The sequence below is a fragment of the Streptomyces sp. NPDC006296 genome (assembly GCF_040613235.1).
In the GTDB taxonomy this organism is placed as follows: Bacteria; Actinomycetota; Actinomycetes; order Streptomycetales; family Streptomycetaceae; genus Streptomyces.
Genome location: NZ_JBEXRT010000013.1, coordinates 1 through 15,620, shown reverse-complemented (window position 1 = coordinate 15,620; position 15,620 = coordinate 1). Strand labels below are relative to the sequence as shown.

General features: G+C 69.9%; 12 protein-coding genes and 2 tRNA genes. 9 read left to right on the top strand and 5 right to left on the bottom strand.

The annotated features are described in order from the left end of the window. Positions 1-78: 78 nt before the first annotated feature. Entirely contained in the window at positions 79-1,311 is a 1,233-nt protein-coding gene (locus ABZ172_RS11675; protein WP_356882772.1) for a GNAT family N-acetyltransferase, read from the bottom strand. A gap of 105 nt (positions 1,312-1,416) precedes the next feature. Here ABZ172_RS11675 and ABZ172_RS11670 point away from each other — a divergent pair, with 105 nt between their 5' ends. Beyond that, a complete protein-coding gene (locus ABZ172_RS11670) occupies positions 1,417-2,562 on the top strand; it encodes a PP2C family protein-serine/threonine phosphatase (RefSeq protein WP_356882770.1) in 1,146 nt (381 codons plus the stop codon). Positions 2,563-2,693: 131 nt separating this feature from the next. On the opposite strand, the gene ABZ172_RS11665 is transcribed toward ABZ172_RS11670, so the two are convergent. Beyond that, complete coding sequence (locus tag ABZ172_RS11665; protein ID WP_356882768.1) at positions 2,694-3,872, bottom strand: cation:proton antiporter; 1,179 nt, start codon at positions 3,870-3,872, stop codon at positions 2,694-2,696. A 157-nt stretch (positions 3,873-4,029) separates the two neighbouring features. Between ABZ172_RS11665 and ABZ172_RS11660 the strand changes: the two genes are divergently transcribed. Beyond that, complete coding sequence (locus tag ABZ172_RS11660) at positions 4,030-4,524, top strand: HD domain-containing protein (protein ID WP_356883008.1); 495 nt, start codon at positions 4,030-4,032, stop codon at positions 4,522-4,524. A 49-nt stretch (positions 4,525-4,573) separates the two neighbouring features. Here ABZ172_RS11660 and ABZ172_RS11655 read toward each other — a convergent pair whose 3' ends face one another. Next, positions 4,574-5,737: an acyltransferase family protein gene (locus ABZ172_RS11655; RefSeq protein ID WP_356882766.1), complete on the bottom strand. Its 1,164-nt coding sequence runs from the start codon at positions 5,735-5,737 to the stop codon at positions 4,574-4,576. 480 nt (positions 5,738-6,217) lie between these two features. On the opposite strand from ABZ172_RS11655, the gene ABZ172_RS11650 reads away from it, so the two are divergent. Further along, positions 6,218-6,412, top strand: a complete 195-nt coding sequence (locus tag ABZ172_RS11650; protein WP_356882764.1) for a hypothetical protein — start codon at positions 6,218-6,220, stop codon at positions 6,410-6,412. A 315-nt stretch (positions 6,413-6,727) separates the two neighbouring features. Here ABZ172_RS11650 and ABZ172_RS11645 read toward each other — a convergent pair. Beyond that, positions 6,728-6,801: transfer RNA gene (locus tag ABZ172_RS11645), tRNA-Gly, on the bottom strand. A 177-nt stretch (positions 6,802-6,978) separates the two neighbouring features. Between ABZ172_RS11645 and ABZ172_RS11640 the strand changes: the two genes are divergently transcribed. The 5 genes from ABZ172_RS11640 to clpX all read left to right on the top strand — a co-directional run bounded on the left by ABZ172_RS11640 (position 6,979) and on the right by clpX (position 11,715). Next, positions 6,979-7,055: transfer RNA gene (locus tag ABZ172_RS11640), tRNA-Pro, on the top strand. 150 nt (positions 7,056-7,205) lie between these two features. Then, the gene (gene tig / locus ABZ172_RS11635) at positions 7,206-8,615 is read left to right on the top strand and encodes a trigger factor (protein WP_356882762.1); all 1,410 of its coding nucleotides are present in this window, start codon (positions 7,206-7,208) and stop codon (positions 8,613-8,615) included. A gap of 288 nt (positions 8,616-8,903) precedes the next feature. Further along, positions 8,904-9,509, top strand: coding sequence for an ATP-dependent Clp protease proteolytic subunit (locus ABZ172_RS11630; RefSeq protein WP_356883006.1), 606 nt, complete (start codon positions 8,904-8,906; stop codon positions 9,507-9,509). A gap of 67 nt (positions 9,510-9,576) precedes the next feature. Then, the gene (locus ABZ172_RS11625) at positions 9,577-10,260 is read left to right on the top strand and encodes an ATP-dependent Clp protease proteolytic subunit (RefSeq protein WP_356883004.1); all 684 of its coding nucleotides are present in this window, start codon (positions 9,577-9,579) and stop codon (positions 10,258-10,260) included. Positions 10,261-10,416: 156 nt separating this feature from the next. After that, positions 10,417-11,715 (top strand): ATP-dependent Clp protease ATP-binding subunit ClpX, encoded by a 1,299-nt coding sequence (gene clpX / locus ABZ172_RS11620; RefSeq protein WP_356882760.1) that lies wholly within the window; start codon positions 10,417-10,419, stop codon positions 11,713-11,715. Between the two features lie 70 nt (positions 11,716-11,785). On the opposite strand, the gene ABZ172_RS11615 is transcribed toward clpX, so the two are convergent. Beyond that, positions 11,786-12,778 carry a hypothetical protein gene (locus tag ABZ172_RS11615; protein ID WP_356882758.1) on the bottom strand — a complete coding sequence of 331 codons (993 nt, stop codon included), beginning with the start codon at positions 12,776-12,778 and terminating at the stop codon, positions 11,786-11,788. 136 nt (positions 12,779-12,914) lie between these two features. Between ABZ172_RS11615 and ABZ172_RS11610 the strand changes: the two genes are divergently transcribed. Continuing rightward, positions 12,915-15,536 (top strand): valine--tRNA ligase, encoded by a 2,622-nt coding sequence (locus tag ABZ172_RS11610; protein WP_356882756.1) that lies wholly within the window; start codon positions 12,915-12,917, stop codon positions 15,534-15,536. Positions 15,537-15,620: the final 84 nt, after the last annotated feature.

The following is a 15,620-nucleotide window of genomic DNA, read 5'->3' as shown; positions in this document are numbered from 1 at the left end:
GCGACGCGGCAGCGGCCCGACCCGGCCGGCGCACGGCAGCACGGCAGCAAGGCGGACCCTTCGGGCCGGCGGGCGCGGTCAGAAACCGTGCGGGCACCACGGCTGCGCGTCCGAGGAGAACGCCAGGGACGCCTCGGCCAGCGCGCCGTCCCGCAGCTCGCGCACCGCCCCGGCCGCCGCCAGCGACGTCAGCGAGACCCCGCCCAGATAGGCGGCCCCCAACTCCTTCACGGACAGGGCCAGTCCGGGTTCCTCGTCGGTCCGCCGGCAGAAGGCCGCGCCCTCGGCGTCGGCGGTCAGACGCCACCGCCCGGCGTTCCACGGGCAGAAGGAGTCCTCCACCTCCAGCACCACGTCCACCGGGGCGCGGTAGGAGCGGGCGCCCAGCGCCCCGCCCAGCTCGACCAGCCGCACGTACAGCCCGTCCCGCACCCGCACGTCGCACCGCCGGACGTCCGAGACCAGCCGGAGCAACGCGTCGTCCACGGGCCGGTTGCCGCACTCCACGACCGAGGTCAGGTCGATGCCGAACACGAAGCGCCACAGGGCCGCGTACGAGGCGGGGTCGAGCGCCGCGAGATCGCGCACCGCGACCGTCCCCACCGGCACGGCGCCGTCCCAGCCCGGCCGCACGTGGAACGTGACGTACCCGGTGACCTCGCCGTCCCGCTCCGCGAGCACGCACTGGAGCGGCGAGCCGCCGCCCCGGGCGCTCTCCGGGTCGTTCACCGGCACCCGCTCCCAGCCGGGCTGCCGCACCAGGGTGCCGGGGCGGCCCGGTGCCACCCGGGCGTACACCTCCTCGCAGGCGTCGAGCGCCTCCCGCGGTGACGACCGGCGCACCCGCACCCCGTCCGTGCCGCTCGGCAGCGCGAGGCCGACCCGGGAGCTGTCGATGCGCAGGCGCGTCTCCGCCGTGGCCGCGCCGTAGCCGAACCGGCCGTAGATGGCGGGCTCCGAGGCCATCAGCACCGCGAGCGGCTCACCCCAGGAGCGGACGTCGTCCAGCTGCCGCCGCATCATCGCGGTCAGCAGCCCCTGCCTGCGGTGCGTCGGGGCGACGCTCACCATCGTGACCCCGGCGGCCGGCACCGCCGCCCCGCCGGGCACGGTCAGCCGGAGGCTGTACGCACCCGCCGTCCCCACGCACTCGGCACCGTCCCAGTGCCCCAGCGCCCGGCGCGGCTCGGCCAGCCCGGTGTACATCGCGCGGTCCTCGGGGGAGAACGGGACGCCACCGAACGTCCACTCGACGCAGCCCATCCAGGAGTCCAGTTCCGTGGCCGACAGCGCGCGCAGATCCGTGTTCATGCGCCCTGCTTATCAGGACCGCGGGGCCCGGAGCGACCGGGTTTCGAACACATTGGCACCGGGTCCCCCTGCACCGGAGGCCGCCGGGTGGATAAGGTCCCGACAATGGCCCGTCGCAGAGGAGCAGAGACCTACACCGCCCGGTGGCGCAGATCGGCGCACCGGGCGCGCATCGCGCTGCGCCGGTCCGGTGTCGACTACTTCCGCGGGGACGGATCCGACTGGATAGCCCTGGCCGGTCTGCTGCTCACCGTCCCGCTGATCACCTGCGCCACCCTGATCAACCCGGTCTGGTGCTCCCCGACCGCCCTGACCCTGCCGATCGTGGCCGGCGGCCTCCTGCTGCGGCCCGCCAGCCTGCTGGGTCTCTACGCGGCCACCGCCGCCGCCCTGATCGTCGAGTCCCTCGCTCTCGGCCCCTACGCGGACGGACCCGCACGCGTCACCCCCGGCACCGTGCTGGTCGTCGCGGCCTGCGGCTTCCTCGGGCTGGTACTCGCCCAGTTCCGGGCCAGGGTCGGGGTGCCGTGGCGACGCGGCGGCACGATGCTCTTCGACCTGCGCGAGCGGATCCGGGTCCAGAGCGCCCTGCCCCGGCTGCCCGACGGCTGGCACCGCGAGATGGCGCTGCGGCCCGCGGGCGGCCAGTCCTTCTCCGGCGACTTCGTCGTCGCCGCCCGCACCCACGGCGGCCGCACCCTGGAGGTCGTCCTCACCGACGTCTCCGGCAAGGGCATGGACGCCGGTTCCCGGGCCCTGCTCCTGTCCGGGGCCTTCGGCGGCCTCCTCGGCTCCCTCCCGCCGCACGGCTTCCTGCCCGCCGCCAACGGCTACCTGCTGCGCCAGGACTGGGACGAGGGGTTCGCCACCTCGATCCACCTCGTCCTGGACCTGGAGTCCGGTGACTACGAACTCCTCTCCGCGGGACATCCCCCCGCGCTCCAACTGCACGCCGGCAGCGGCCGCTGGGAGGAGATGGCGGCCGAGGGCCCGCTGCTCGGTGTGTACGACGGCGCGGAGTTCGACGCCGTGAAGGGCTCGCTGGCACCGGGGGACGTGCTGATGCTCTTCACCGACGGGCTGGTCGAGGCCTCCGACCGGGACATCGCGGAGGGCATCGACCGGCTGACCGGCGAGGCCGACCGCTATGTCACGACGGGGTTCGAGGGCGCGGCCTGGCACCTGATCGAGGCCTGCGCGAAGGACGTCAACGACGACCGCGCCCTCCTGCTGCTGTCCCGTCGCGGCTGAACCGGACGGAAGCGGTCGAAACCGCACGAGCGTCAACCGCGGTTTCCCCCTGTCACTCGAAAGTGGAGGGCTTCCGGAGGGCGTCATCCCGGGTGCGCGGCCGCGGCCCCCGCACCCGGGGCGTCCGCACCTCAGACCGGTACCGCCTCTTTCTCGGTCTCCTTCTCCGGCACCCGTCCTCCGGGGAGGATCCGGGCCAGCCAGTGCGAGCGGCCGGCCGCGAGCGGTGACAGCACCGCGAGCAGGAGCACGTACCCGGCGATGAACGGCGAGAGCCGCTCGTCCAGGCCCGCGCCCGCCGCCATCGTGGCGAGGATCAGCGCGAACTCGCCGCGCGCCAGCAGGGTCGTGGAGACGTTGGCGGTGGCCTTCGCGCCGAAGGTGTAGATCTTGGCCGTGGCCATCCCGGCGAAGACGTTCATCAGGACGGTCACCGCGACGGCGGCCAGCACCGGCCACACCACGCTCGGCAGGTCGCCGGGGTTGATGGAGAGTCCGAAGGCGAAGAAGAAGATCGCCCCGAACGCGTCCCGCAGCGGATGGACCAGCTTCAGGATGCGGTCGCCCGAGCTGGTGCTGCCCAGCATCAGGCCGACCATGAAGGCGCCTATCGCGTCGGCCACCCCGAACCACTCCGAGACCCCGGCCACGAACACGGCGACACCGAGGAAGGAGATGACGAGGAGCTCGTCGTCCTTGGTGTTCATCAGCTTGCCGACGAGCTTCGTGCCGAACCGGGCCATCAGGGCGAGCAGCAGCAGGAAGCCGAAGGCCTTGCCGCCGTCCAGCACCGCCGCCCCCAGGCTGTCCGCGCCGGACAGGATCGGCTGCAGCGCGGCGAGGTAGAGGGCGAGGAAGACGTCCTCGACGACGATGATCCCGAGGATCGGCCGGGTCTCCGGATTGCCGATCCGGCCGAGGTCGACCAGGACCTTCGTGACGATGGCCGACGAGGAGATGCCGAGCACACCGGCGAGCACCAGCGCCTCCGAGGTGCCCCAGCCCAGCGCGAAGCCGAAGCCGAGACCGGCGCCGACGTTCAGCGCGAGGTAGGTGCCGCCGGCGAGCGCCATCTTGCGCCCGCCCTTCTTCAGGTCGTCCAGGTGGAATTCGAGACCGAGGTAGAAGAGCAGCAGCACCAGGCCGAGCGCGGAGAGCATCTCCAGGTCGTGCGGATCGTCGAGGAGGACGACCCCGGGAGTGTGCGGGCCGAGCAGGATCCCGGCGAGGATGAACAGGGGGATGGTCGGCAGCCCGATACGGCCGCCGACGCGGGCGAGGACGGCGGCCGCGAGGAACGCGCCCCCCATGGCGATGAGCGTGTCTGCGTGTCCGATGAGCCTGTCTCCTTCTTTCGGTCAAGAGCGCGTCAAGGAATCGTCAGTAATTAGTTTACCGAACGATTGGGAGTGCACGCGTGACTCCGTCGGAGAGCGGTGCTCGCGGGCGTACAGTCGGCCCATGCCGATGACGCGTCTGACCCTGTCCCAGGTGGAAGCCATCGCCCGCGAGGCCCATCGCGGGCAGACCGACAAGGCGGGGCGCCCGTACGCGGAGCACCTGGCGGCGGTGGCCGGGGGTGTGCGGAGCCGGGGCGGCGACGAGGAGCAGATCGCCGCCGCCTGGCTGCACGACGCGATCGAGGACGGGGCGCTGTCCCGCCGGTGGCTCGACGAGGCCCCGCTGTCCGAGCGGACAAAAGAAATGGTCCTCGCCGTCACCAAGCGGGACGGCGAGGACCTCTTCACCTACACCGGGCGGATTCTCGCCACCCCCGGTGCGCTGCTGATCAAGGAATCGGATCTGGCGCACAACGCCGATCCCGGACGGCTCGCGGTCCTGGAACCGGCCACCCGTACCCGTCTGACCGAGAAATATGCGCAGGTGCGCGGCCTGCTGGGGCTCGACGGCGCCTCAGGGACGGCCGAACGGCGGGATCAAGCCAACCCCGCCGCCGGCTGACGCCCCTGCCGGGACCGGCCCCGGTGCGAGGGGGCCGATCCGGACAGCGTCAGCGCTTGGCGGTGTTCCGGCGGAACGCCCAGTTCATGTCCGGCTCGGTCACGGCGCGCAGCACGCGGCGGACCGGCGGGGTGCAGAGCAGCGTCACGGCGACGGCCGCGACGAGCGAGATGACGACCAGCCCCAGGGGCTCCGAGAGCCACTCGTTGCGCTCGAAGAGGCCGTAGTAGTCGGCCCCCCTGATCAGGAATCCGTGCAGCAGGTAGCCGCAGATGGTGCCGGCGCCCAGTGCGGTGAACCACATCGGGCGGCGCGGCACCCAGGCCAGGAACGCCGCCGTGAGCAGCAGGGCGCACCCGAACATGGCCAGGGTCATCACGGGCCCCGCCCACCACTGGAAGTCCATCTCCTGGGCGCTGTTGCTGCGGTAGAACCAGCCCGTCCCCACGCGCGGCGCCGCCCAGTAGGCGAAGACCAGGGCGCCGAGCGCCAGCGGGACGGCCGCCAGCCGCACCTCGCGCCGCCGGAGCAGCTGGAAGTGCTCGGGCTTCAGCAGCAGGCCCAGCACGAAGAACGGCAGCAGCTGGCAGACGCGCTGGAGGTCCAGGTCGTCGCCGATCTCCGGGCTGACCGAGGCGAGCATGGCGATGACGAGCGCGACCGGCAGCGGGTGGCGCAGCGACTGCCACAGCGGCGTGGTGACCCGCCAGATGAACAGGGCGATCAGGAACCAGGTGAGGAACAGCGGGTCCATCAGGCTGATGGGGGCGTCGTCCACCCCGCCCGCGTACCGCTTGAAGAGCGAGTACGCCGTCTCGAAGACGACGTAGGGCACGACGACCCCGGTGACGAGGCGCTTCACCTTCGGCGGGCTCATGTCGAAGGAACGCGAGAAGTAGCCGGAGACCAGGATGAACGCCGGCATGTGGAACGTGTAGACGAACATGTACAGGGCGCGGGTGGTCCGGCTGCCCTCCATCACCGGTTCCCATGCGTGGGCCACGGCGACGAGCACGATCGCGAGGTATTTCACATTGTCGAAGTACGCGTCACGACGCTTGGCCGGGGCGGCGGCGCCGGTGCGGTCCTGAGCGGTCCCGGAGACTGCGGCGGGAGCGCGCTCCGCCGTCCGGACCTGTTCATGTCTGGGCTCCGACTCCCGGTTCTCCGGGGTGATCTGGGCCCGCTGAATTTCGCTCGGAGCTTGGGACATCTGCAGCACCTTAGACCGGTCGATCGGCATGCGTAAAACTCACCAGAAATATCGCGTGTTCCCGGTCATTCGAGTGTGAAACTCCCAAGTCGTGTCCGTTACATGATGATTCATCCATCTTGAACGGGGCATATCCACGGCTGGTCGGTGAGAGTGAATTTCGTCGCACGAACTCCACGCAAACCGCTGTGAATGAAGTGTGCGGATATGGAAACGATCACATCGACCGTTATTCGAACCGCCCCGTGCGCAGCGGGTGCACGGGTGCACCGCCCCGGCGCGCGCTGCCCGCGCCGGGCCCGGCGCACCACCGGATCGCACTCGGGCGCGCGCGGGCGCGAGGATGGCGCGATCCGGCCGTTTCCCTCCTTCACCCGGCAGCACACGCAGGGGAGTTGGTGGCACGATGGGCGCGACGGAGGTGTGCCGGCCGCACACCGCCGGGCCGGCAAGGCGGACCGACCAAGGATGTGATCAGTCGTGGCCATTTCACTGTCTGTGGTGCTGATGCTGGGGATCGTCCTGGTGGTGCTGATCCGCGGCGGATCGATCAAGGGCGGGCCCGCGATCGTCGCCGTGCTCTTCGGCTTCTTCCTGGCGTCGACGGGCATGGCGCCGTCGATCAACAGATTCATGAACTCGATAGCCGAGACGATCAACCAGATCAGCTTCTGAGGGGCCACCCGGAAGCGACCGGCCCGGCAGGTGACGGTCCGTCGGGTCCCGCCCACGCGCCGGGCGTACGCGCCCGTGCGCCCGCGCCGCACCGGGGGCACCGCCATCCCCGTGCGGGGCGCTCCCGGGGCCGGGCATTCCCCTTGCCCTGCGACTCCCCGCGTCTGCCGTTCCGCTGCGGACGCCGTGTCTGGTGCGGATGCCGCGTCGTTCGCGCGACGGCCGGCCGGGCCGGGGCCGCCCCGGTGCGAGGTGCCCCGGAGAACGCACTCAGGGCCGGGCGGAGGAATCATCCTCCGCCCGGCCCTGAGCCGTTGGAGCGGGCGACGGGAATCGAACCCGCGTAGCTAGTTTGGAAGACTAGGGCTCTACCATTGAGCTACGCCCGCATGCATCGGTTCACCGGCCCCGAAGGCCCGGCGGAACGCGGTACGCACAGCATCGTAGCGGGTCGGGGAAGGTGTCCGCACACCCGCGTCGACGTGCCCCCGTGACGGCCTCGGCGACGGGCCGCGCAAAGCGGCCGACGCAGCGCTCGTCTGCATGTACCCTACGTGTCGCACCGACGGGGTGTGGCGCAGCTTGGTAGCGCGTCCGCTTTGGGAGCGGAAGGTCGTCGGTTCGAATCCGGCCACCCCGACCACCGGCAAGATCGCATTGTGGGAGTCCTCCACCTTGCCGTTACTATGCAAAATGCGTGCCCGTGTGTCTGATGTACCGGGCTCGGTCCGCGAAGCCGCCACTCGGCGGCCCAGCAGAACCCCAAGAAGTCAGCCACCAAGGAGACCGAACCGTGAAGAGCGCCGTGGAGACCCTGAACCCGACCCGGGTTCGGCTCAGCATCGAGGTGCCCTTCGAGGAGCTCAAGGACAGCCTCGACGCGGCGTACAAGAAGATCAACCAGCAGGTCACGGTGAAGGGCTTCCGCAAGGGCAAGATCCCGAACCGCGTCATCGACCAGCGGTTCGGCCGTGGTGCTGTGCTGGAGGAGGCCGTCAACGACGCCCTCCCGAAGTTCTACACCGAGGCTGTCAACGAGGGTGAGCTCAACGTCCTGGGCCAGCCCGAGGTCGACATCACCGAGCTCAAGGACGGCGAGCTGCTGGCCTTCACCGCCGAGGTGGACGTCCGCCCCGAGATCGAGATCCCGGACTACTCCGGCATCGAGGTCACCGTGGACGCCCTCGAGGTCACCGACGAGGACCTCGACAAGGCCGTCGAGCAGCTCCGTGAGCGCTTCGCCTCCACCGACCCGGTCGAGCGCGCCGCCGCCGAGGGCGACGTCGTGACGATCGACCTGGAGGCCAAGGTCGACGGAGAGGTCCTGGAGGACGGCGTCGCCGCGGGTGTCTCGTACACCATCGGTTCCGGCGAGCTCCTCGACGGCATCGACGAGGCCGTGACCGGCCTGGAGGCCGGTGGCGAGGCCACCTTCACCTCCGAGCTGAAGGGCGGCTCCGCCGAGGGCAAGGAAGCGGAGGTCACCGTCAAGGTCACCGCCGTCGCCTCCCGCGAACTGCCCGAGCTGGACGACGACTTCGCGCAGATGGCGAGCGAGTTCGACACGCTCGCCGAGCTCCGCGAGGACAGCCGCAAGCGCCTCGAGAACACCAAGCAGTACGACCAGGCCACCCAGGCCCAGGAGCGCGTCCTCGAGGAGCTCCTGAAGCTGGCCGAGGTCCCGATCCCCGAGAAGCTCCTCGCGGACGAGGTCCAGACCCGCAAGCACAACCTCGAGCACCACCAGCTCGGCCAGATGGGTCTCGACCTGGAGAAGTACCTCGAGATCCAGGGCAAGACCCTGGAGGAGTTCGAGAACGAGACCTCCGAGCAGGCCGTCAAGGGCATCAAGACCCAGTTCATCCTCGACGAGATCGTCAACAAGGAGAAGCTGAACGTCAACCAGGAGGAGCTCACCGAGCACCTCATGCGGCGTGCGCAGTCCTCCGGGATGAGCCCCGACCAGTTCGCCCAGGCCGTCGTCGAAGGCGGCCAGGTGCCGATGCTCGTCGGCGAGGTCGCCCGCGGCAAGGCGCTCGCCGTCGTCGTCGAGGCCGCCAAGGTCACCGACACCAACGGTGAGACCGTCGAGCTGGAGGACGACGAGGAGACCGCGGACGAGGCGACCGAGGTCGTCGAGGCGGCCGAGGGCGACACCGCCGAGGCGGCCGACGCGAAGAAGGACGAGAAGAACGAGGCCTGAGCCCCGCTCCGCTCGTTGATCCGATCCGCATGACGGGTCCCGGACGTACCGCGTCCGGGACCCGTCGTCGTAGGGGCCCCGCACGCCCCGGGCAGGACCCGGGAACCCTTGTGCGGACTGCGCACCTTGCGCTCCCAGCGAACAGTTGGGGAAGCGGGATGGCGTTGTCCCACCTGCGCGTTAGGGTCCATGAAGAGGAAGGGTCGGGTAGTCCCGGCCCACCCGGTACGAAGACGCTGAGACGGCCGGAGCCGTCAGAGACGAGCAGGTGGATACGTGACGAATCTGATGCCCTACGCCGCCGGAGAGCCGTCCCTCGGTGGAGGCCTCGGTGACCAGGTCTACAGCCGACTGCTCGGCGAGCGCATCATCTTCCTCGGTCAGCAGGTCGACGATGACATCGCCAACAAGATCACCGCACAGCTCCTGCTCCTTGCCGCGGAACCCGACAAGGACATCTACCTCTACATCAACAGCCCCGGCGGCTCGGTGACGGCCGGCATGGCGGTCTACGACACCATGCAGTACATCCCGAACGACGTGGTCACCATCGGTATGGGCATGGCGGCCTCGATGGGCCAGTTCCTGCTCACCGGCGGCACGGCGGGCAAGCGCTTCGCGCTCCCGAACACCGACATCCTCATGCACCAGGGCTCGGCCGGCATCGGCGGCACGGCCTCGGACATCAAGATCCAGGCGCAGTACCTGCTCCGCACGAAGACGCGGATGGCGGAGATCACCGCCCACCACTCCGGCCAGTCCGTGGAGACGATCATCCGCGACGGCGACCGCGACCGCTGGTACACCGCCGAGGAGGCCAAGGACTACGGCCTCATCGACGAGATCATCTCGGTCGCGTCGGGCATCCCGGGCGGCGGCGGCACCGGCGCCTGATCCGGGCGTGCACCACCCCGCACCTTCTCGTACGCCGAGACCTCCAGCCCCCATGAACGCCACCAGGATGGTGAACACCCACATGAACAACCTCTCCGGCGCCTCCGCGAGCGGCCTCTACACCGGCCCGCAGGTGGACAACCGCTACGTCGTCCCGCGCTTCGTGGAGCGCACCTCGCAGGGTGTGCGCGAGTACGACCCCTACGCGAAGCTCTTCGAGGAGCGCGTGATCTTCCTCGGCGTCCAGATCGACGACGCCTCGGCCAACGACGTCATGGCGCAGCTGCTCTGCCTGGAGTCGATGGACCCGGACCGCGACATCTCGATCTACATCAACAGCCCCGGCGGCTCGTTCACCGCGCTCACCGCGATCTACGACACGATGCAGTTCGTGAAGCCGGACATCCAGACGGTCTGCATGGGCCAGGCCGCCTCCGCCGCCGCCGTCCTGCTGGCCGCGGGCACCCCGGGCAAGCGCATGGCGCTCCCGCACGCCCGGGTGCTCATCCACCAGCCGTCCTCGCAGACCGGCCGTGAGCAGCTCTCCGACCTGGAGATCGCGGCCAACGAGATCCTGCGGATGCGCACCCAGCTGGAGGAGATGCTGGCCAAGCACTCCACCACCCCGCTGGAGAAGATCCGCGACGACATCGAGCGGGACAAGATCCTTACGGCCGACGACGCACTCGCGTACGGTCTGGTGGACCAGATTGTCTCCACCCGTAAGACCACCGCAGGCGCGTCCGTCTGACGTCGGTCTTTCCCCTTGGCACATTCCGTTCGCAGGGCCCCGGCCGTGTGAACCGTGCCAAGGGGGGCCCGAACGGGGGGCCAGGCAAGGTACCGTCGGATAGAGGCACCAGGAGCCGCTGTACCAGGCTGCTCCCAGGCGAAGGGGAAGCACCTCGTGGCACGCATCGGTGATGGCGGCGACCTGCTCAAGTGCTCGTTCTGCGGAAAGAGCCAGAAGCAGGTGAAGAAGCTCATCGCGGGACCCGGTGTGTACATCTGCGACGAGTGCATCGATCTCTGCAACGAGATCATCGAAGAGGAGCTCGCGGAGACCTCCGAGGTGCGGTGGGAGGAGCTTCCCAAGCCGCGCGAGATCTACGAGTTCCTCGAGGGGTACGTCGTCGGGCAGGAGCCCGCCAAGAAGGCCCTCTCGGTCGCTGTGTACAACCACTACAAGCGGGTCCAGGCCGGCGAGAACGGCGGCGGGTCGAACCGCGACGACGCCATCGAGCTCGCCAAGTCGAACATCCTGCTGCTGGGCCCCACGGGCTCCGGCAAGACGCTCCTCGCGCAGACGCTGGCCCGCATGCTCAACGTCCCGTTCGCCATCGCGGACGCGACGGCGCTGACGGAGGCCGGCTATGTCGGCGAGGACGTCGAGAACATCCTGCTGAAGCTGATCCAGGCCGCCGACTACGACGTCAAGAAGGCCGAGACCGGGATCATCTACATCGACGAGATCGACAAGGTCGCCCGCAAGAGCGAGAACCCGTCGATCACCCGCGACGTCTCCGGCGAGGGCGTCCAGCAGGCCCTGCTGAAGATCCTGGAGGGCACCACCGCCTCCGTGCCGCCGCAGGGCGGACGGAAGCACCCGCACCAGGAGTTCATCCAGATCGACACGACGAACGTCCTGTTCATCGTGGGCGGTGCCTTCTCCGGTCTGGAGAAGATCATCGAGTCCCGGGCCGGTGCCAAGGGCATCGGCTTCGGCGCGACGATCCGCTCGAAGGTGGAGATCCAGGCGAGCGACCAGTTCCAGGAGGTCATGCCGGAGGACCTGGTGAAGTTCGGGATGATCCCCGAGTTCATCGGCCGTCTGCCCGTGCTGACCTCGGTCCACAACCTGGACCGCGAGGCGCTCCTCCAGATCCTCGTCGAGCCGCGCAACGCCCTGGTGAAGCAGTACCAGCGCCTGTTCGAACTCGACGGCGTGGAGCTGGACTTCGAGCGCGAGGCGCTGGAGGCCATCGCCGACCAGGCGATCCTCCGCCAGACGGGTGCGCGCGGTCTGCGCGCCATCATGGAAGAGGTCCTCCAGTCCGTGATGTACGAGGTGCCGTCCCGCAAGGACGTGGCCCGCGTCGTCATCACCCCGGACGTCGTCCGCGACAACGTCAACCCGACCCTGGTCCCGCGCGAGCCCCGCGCCATCGGCAAGAACGACGGCGGCCGCCACGAGAAGTCCGCGTAGCGGCGGCCCCCACGACGCGCACGCGAAGGGGCGCCCGGCCACCGGCCGGGCGCCCCTTCGGCGTCGGGGATCAGACCTTGGTGCGCGAGGTGTTGTACAGCTTGGCCGCGAGGGCGGCCGTCTCGTCCTGCGTCATGGACTTGTTGGTCATGGCGGCGCCGATGTCCACGCCGACGACCGCGGCGACGGTGCTGTAGTCCGCCCAGATGCAGACGGGCATCAGCATCTCCTTGGGACCGGTCGCGGGGGTCCCGTCGGCCTGGTCGTTGACCACCTTCATGTTCTGGCACTTCATGAGCGCGCCGTCGAAGCCCTCGGGCGTGACGCTCTCGGGGCTGCCCACCAGGGTGGTCTTGCCCTCGCTCTGCATCATCCCGATCTTGGCCTGGGTGAACATGCCGTCGAGGGCCTTCGCCGGGTCGGAGACCTCGCCCCAGTTGCCGAAGAGCATGAGCATCTTGGTCGTGAGCGGGTTCTTCTCGAACTCGCCGCTCTGGTACTGGGCCTCGGCCTTGTGCGCGTCCTTGATGCCCAGGGCCTCGGCCTCCGCCTTCTCCTTGCTCGACAGCGTGTCCGAGGAGGAGCCCTTGTCGGCCTTCTTGTAGTCGTCCACCGAGGCGGCCGGGGTGATCTTGTACCCCTTGGTGGCGTCGGCCACGTCGCCGTTGCCGCCCGCGGTGAGGAAGTACACCCCGCCCGCGACCACGGCCAGCGCGACCACGGCCGCGCCGATGATCAGGCCCGTCTTCTTCTTCGGGGCGCCCTGCTGCGGCGGCATCCCGGGGTAGGCCGGCTGGCCGCCGTACGGCGGGGCGGGCGGCTGCTGGCCGTAGGGGCCCGGCTGCTGGCCCTGCGGGTAGCCGTAGCCCTGCGGGGGCTGCTGCTGCGGCGGGACGCCCTGGGGAGCCTGCTGCGGGTAGCCGTAGCCCGGCTGGCCGCCCTGGTGCTGCGGCTGGCCGTAGGGCCCCGGCTGCTGCCCGTACGGGCCCGGCTGCTGGCCGTACGGTCCGGGCTGGCCCTGCGGCGGCTGCCCGCCGTACGGACCCGGCTGGTTGTGACTCATGGTGCTGTCCCCTCCGAATGTTTATGCGTTCCGAACATCCTGACGGACAGGGCGCCCGCTCAGGGCATCCGGGTGCGGACCGTTACTCAACAAACCGGTTTCGGCGCACGACTGTGACGCCCCTAAACTGTCTGCCGTGACCGAGAACCCAGCGCAGCAGCCAGCCAGCATCCCCGAACTGCCGACCCAGTACGCGCCGGCCGACGTAGAGGGGAAGCTGTACGAGCGCTGGGTGGAGCGCGGTTACTTCGAGGCCGACGAGCACAGCGACAAGCCGCCCTACAGCATCGTCATCCCGCCGCCCAACGTCACGGGCTCCCTCCACCTGGGCCACGCCTTCGAGCACACGCTGATCGACGCCCTCGTCCGCCGGAAGCGGATGCAGGGGTTCGAGGCGCTCTACCAGCCGGGCATGGACCACGCGGGGATCGCCACCCAGAACGTCGTCGAGCGCGAGCTCGGCAAGGAGGGCAAGTCCCGGCACGACCTCGGCCGTGAGGCCTTCGTCGAGCGCGTCTGGCAGTGGAAGGACGAGTCCGGCGGCCAGATCTCCGGCCAGATGCGCCGCCTCGGCGAGGGCGTCGCCTGGTCCCGTGAGCGCTTCACGATGGACGAGGGCCTGTCCAAGGCCGTCCAGACCGTCTTCAAGCGGATGTACGACGACGGGCTGATCTACCGCGCCGAGCGCATCATCAACTGGTGCCCCCGCTGCCTCACCGCGATCTCCGACATCGAGGTGGAGTACCAGGAGGACGACGGCGAGCTCGTCTCCATGACGTACGGCGAGGGCGACCGGACGATCGTCGTCGCCACCACCCGCGCCGAGACGATGCTCGGTGACACCGCCGTCGCGGTCCACCCCGACGACGAGCGCTACCGGCACCTGGTCGGCGAGCGGATCAAGCTCCCGCTGACCGACCGGACGATCCCCGTTGTCGCCGACCACCACGTCGACCCGGAGTTCGGCACCGGCGCGGTCAAGGTGACGCCCGCGCACGACCCGAACGACTTCGAGATCGGCAAGCGCCACGACCTGCCGTTCCTCACCGTCCTCGACGAGCGCGCGGTCATCACCGTCCCCGGCCCCTTCGAGGGCCTGGACCGGCTGGAGGCCCGCTCCGCCATCGTCGCCGCCCTGCGCGCGGAAGGCCGGATCGTCGCCGAGAAGCGGCCGTACGTCCACTCCGTCGGGCACTGCTCGCGCTGCAAGACCACCATCGAGCCGCGCCTCTCCCTCCAGTGGTGGGTCAAGGTCGCCCCGCTCGCCCAGGCCGCCGGCGACGCGGTCCGCGACGGCAGCGTCAAGATCCACCCGCAGGAGATGGAGAAGCGCTACTTCGACTGGGTCGACAACCTCCACGACTGGACCATCTCGCGCCAGCTCTGGTGGGGTCACCGCATCCCCGTCTGGTACGGACCGGACGGCGAGGTCGTCTGCGTCGGACCGGACGACGAGGTGCCCTCCGGCGAGGGCTGGACCCAGGACAGCGACGTCCTGGACACCTGGTTCTCCTCCGGCCTCTGGCCGTTCTCCACGCTCGGCTGGCCCGAACGGACCGACAGCCTCGCGAAGTTCTATCCGAACTCCGTCCTGGTCACCGGCTACGACATCCTCTTCTTCTGGGTCGCCCGGATGATGATGTTCGGCCTGTACGTCAACGACGGCGTCCCGCCGTTCGGGACGATCGTCCTGCACGGCATGGTCCGCGACGAGCACGGCAAGAAGATGTCGAAGTCCTTCGGCAACGTGGTCAATCCGCTGGACTGGATGGACAAGTACGGCTCCGACGCCCTGCGCTTCACCCTCGCGCGCGGCGCCAACCCGGGCACCGACGTGCCGATCGGGGAGGAGTGGGTCCAGGGCTCGGCGAAGTTCTCCAACAAGATCTGGAACGCCACCCGCTTCGCCCTGATGAACGGCGCCACGATCGAGGGCGAACTGCCCCCGGTCGAGGAGATGTCGGTCACCGACCGCTGGATCCTGTCCCGGCTCAACAAGACGGTCGCGGACGTCGACGCCTTCTACGACGACTACCAGTTCGCCCGGATCAGCGAGTCCCTGCGCCACTTCGCCTGGGACGAGGTCTTCGACTGGTACGTCGAGCTGTCCAAGACCACCTTCTTCGCGGGCGGCCGCCCGGCCGAGGTCTCGGGCCGGGTCCTCGGCGAGGTCCTGGACGTCATGCTGAGGCTGCTGCACCCGATCGTCCCGTTCGTCACGGAGGCGCTGTGGACCGCGCTCACCGGGCGCGAGTCCATCGTCATCGCCGAGTGGCCCGGCGACTCCGGCTTCCGCGACGACGCCGCCGAGAAGGAGATCGAGCTCGTCCAGCAGGTCGTCACCGAGGTCCGCCGCTTCCGCAACGACCAGGGCCTCCAGCCCGGCCAGAAGGTCCCGGCCGAGCTGACCGTCACCGGGACGGTGCTCGCCCCGCACGAGGCGGCCATCCGCCAGCTGCTGCGCCTGCAGCCCGCCGGCGAGGGCTTCCACGCCACGGCCACGCTGCCGGTCGCCGGTGCCACGGTCGCCCTCGACCTCTCCGGCACCATCGACGTCGGCGCGGAGCGCAAGCGCCTCACCAAGGACCTGGGCGCCGCCGAGAAGGAGAAGGCCCAGGCGGTCGGCAAGCTCGGCAACGAGGCCTTCCTCGCGAAGGCCCCGGACAACGTGGTCGACAAGATCCGCGGCCGGCTCGACAAGGCGGAGGCCGACATCGAGCGAATCAGCGCCCAGCTGGCGGCCCTGCCGACGGGCTGACGACCTGAGAGCGGAGCCCCCGGGGGGGGCGCGGGGCGGGGGGGCGGGGGGGGGGGGGCGGGGGGCCGCGCCGGTATACCTCAA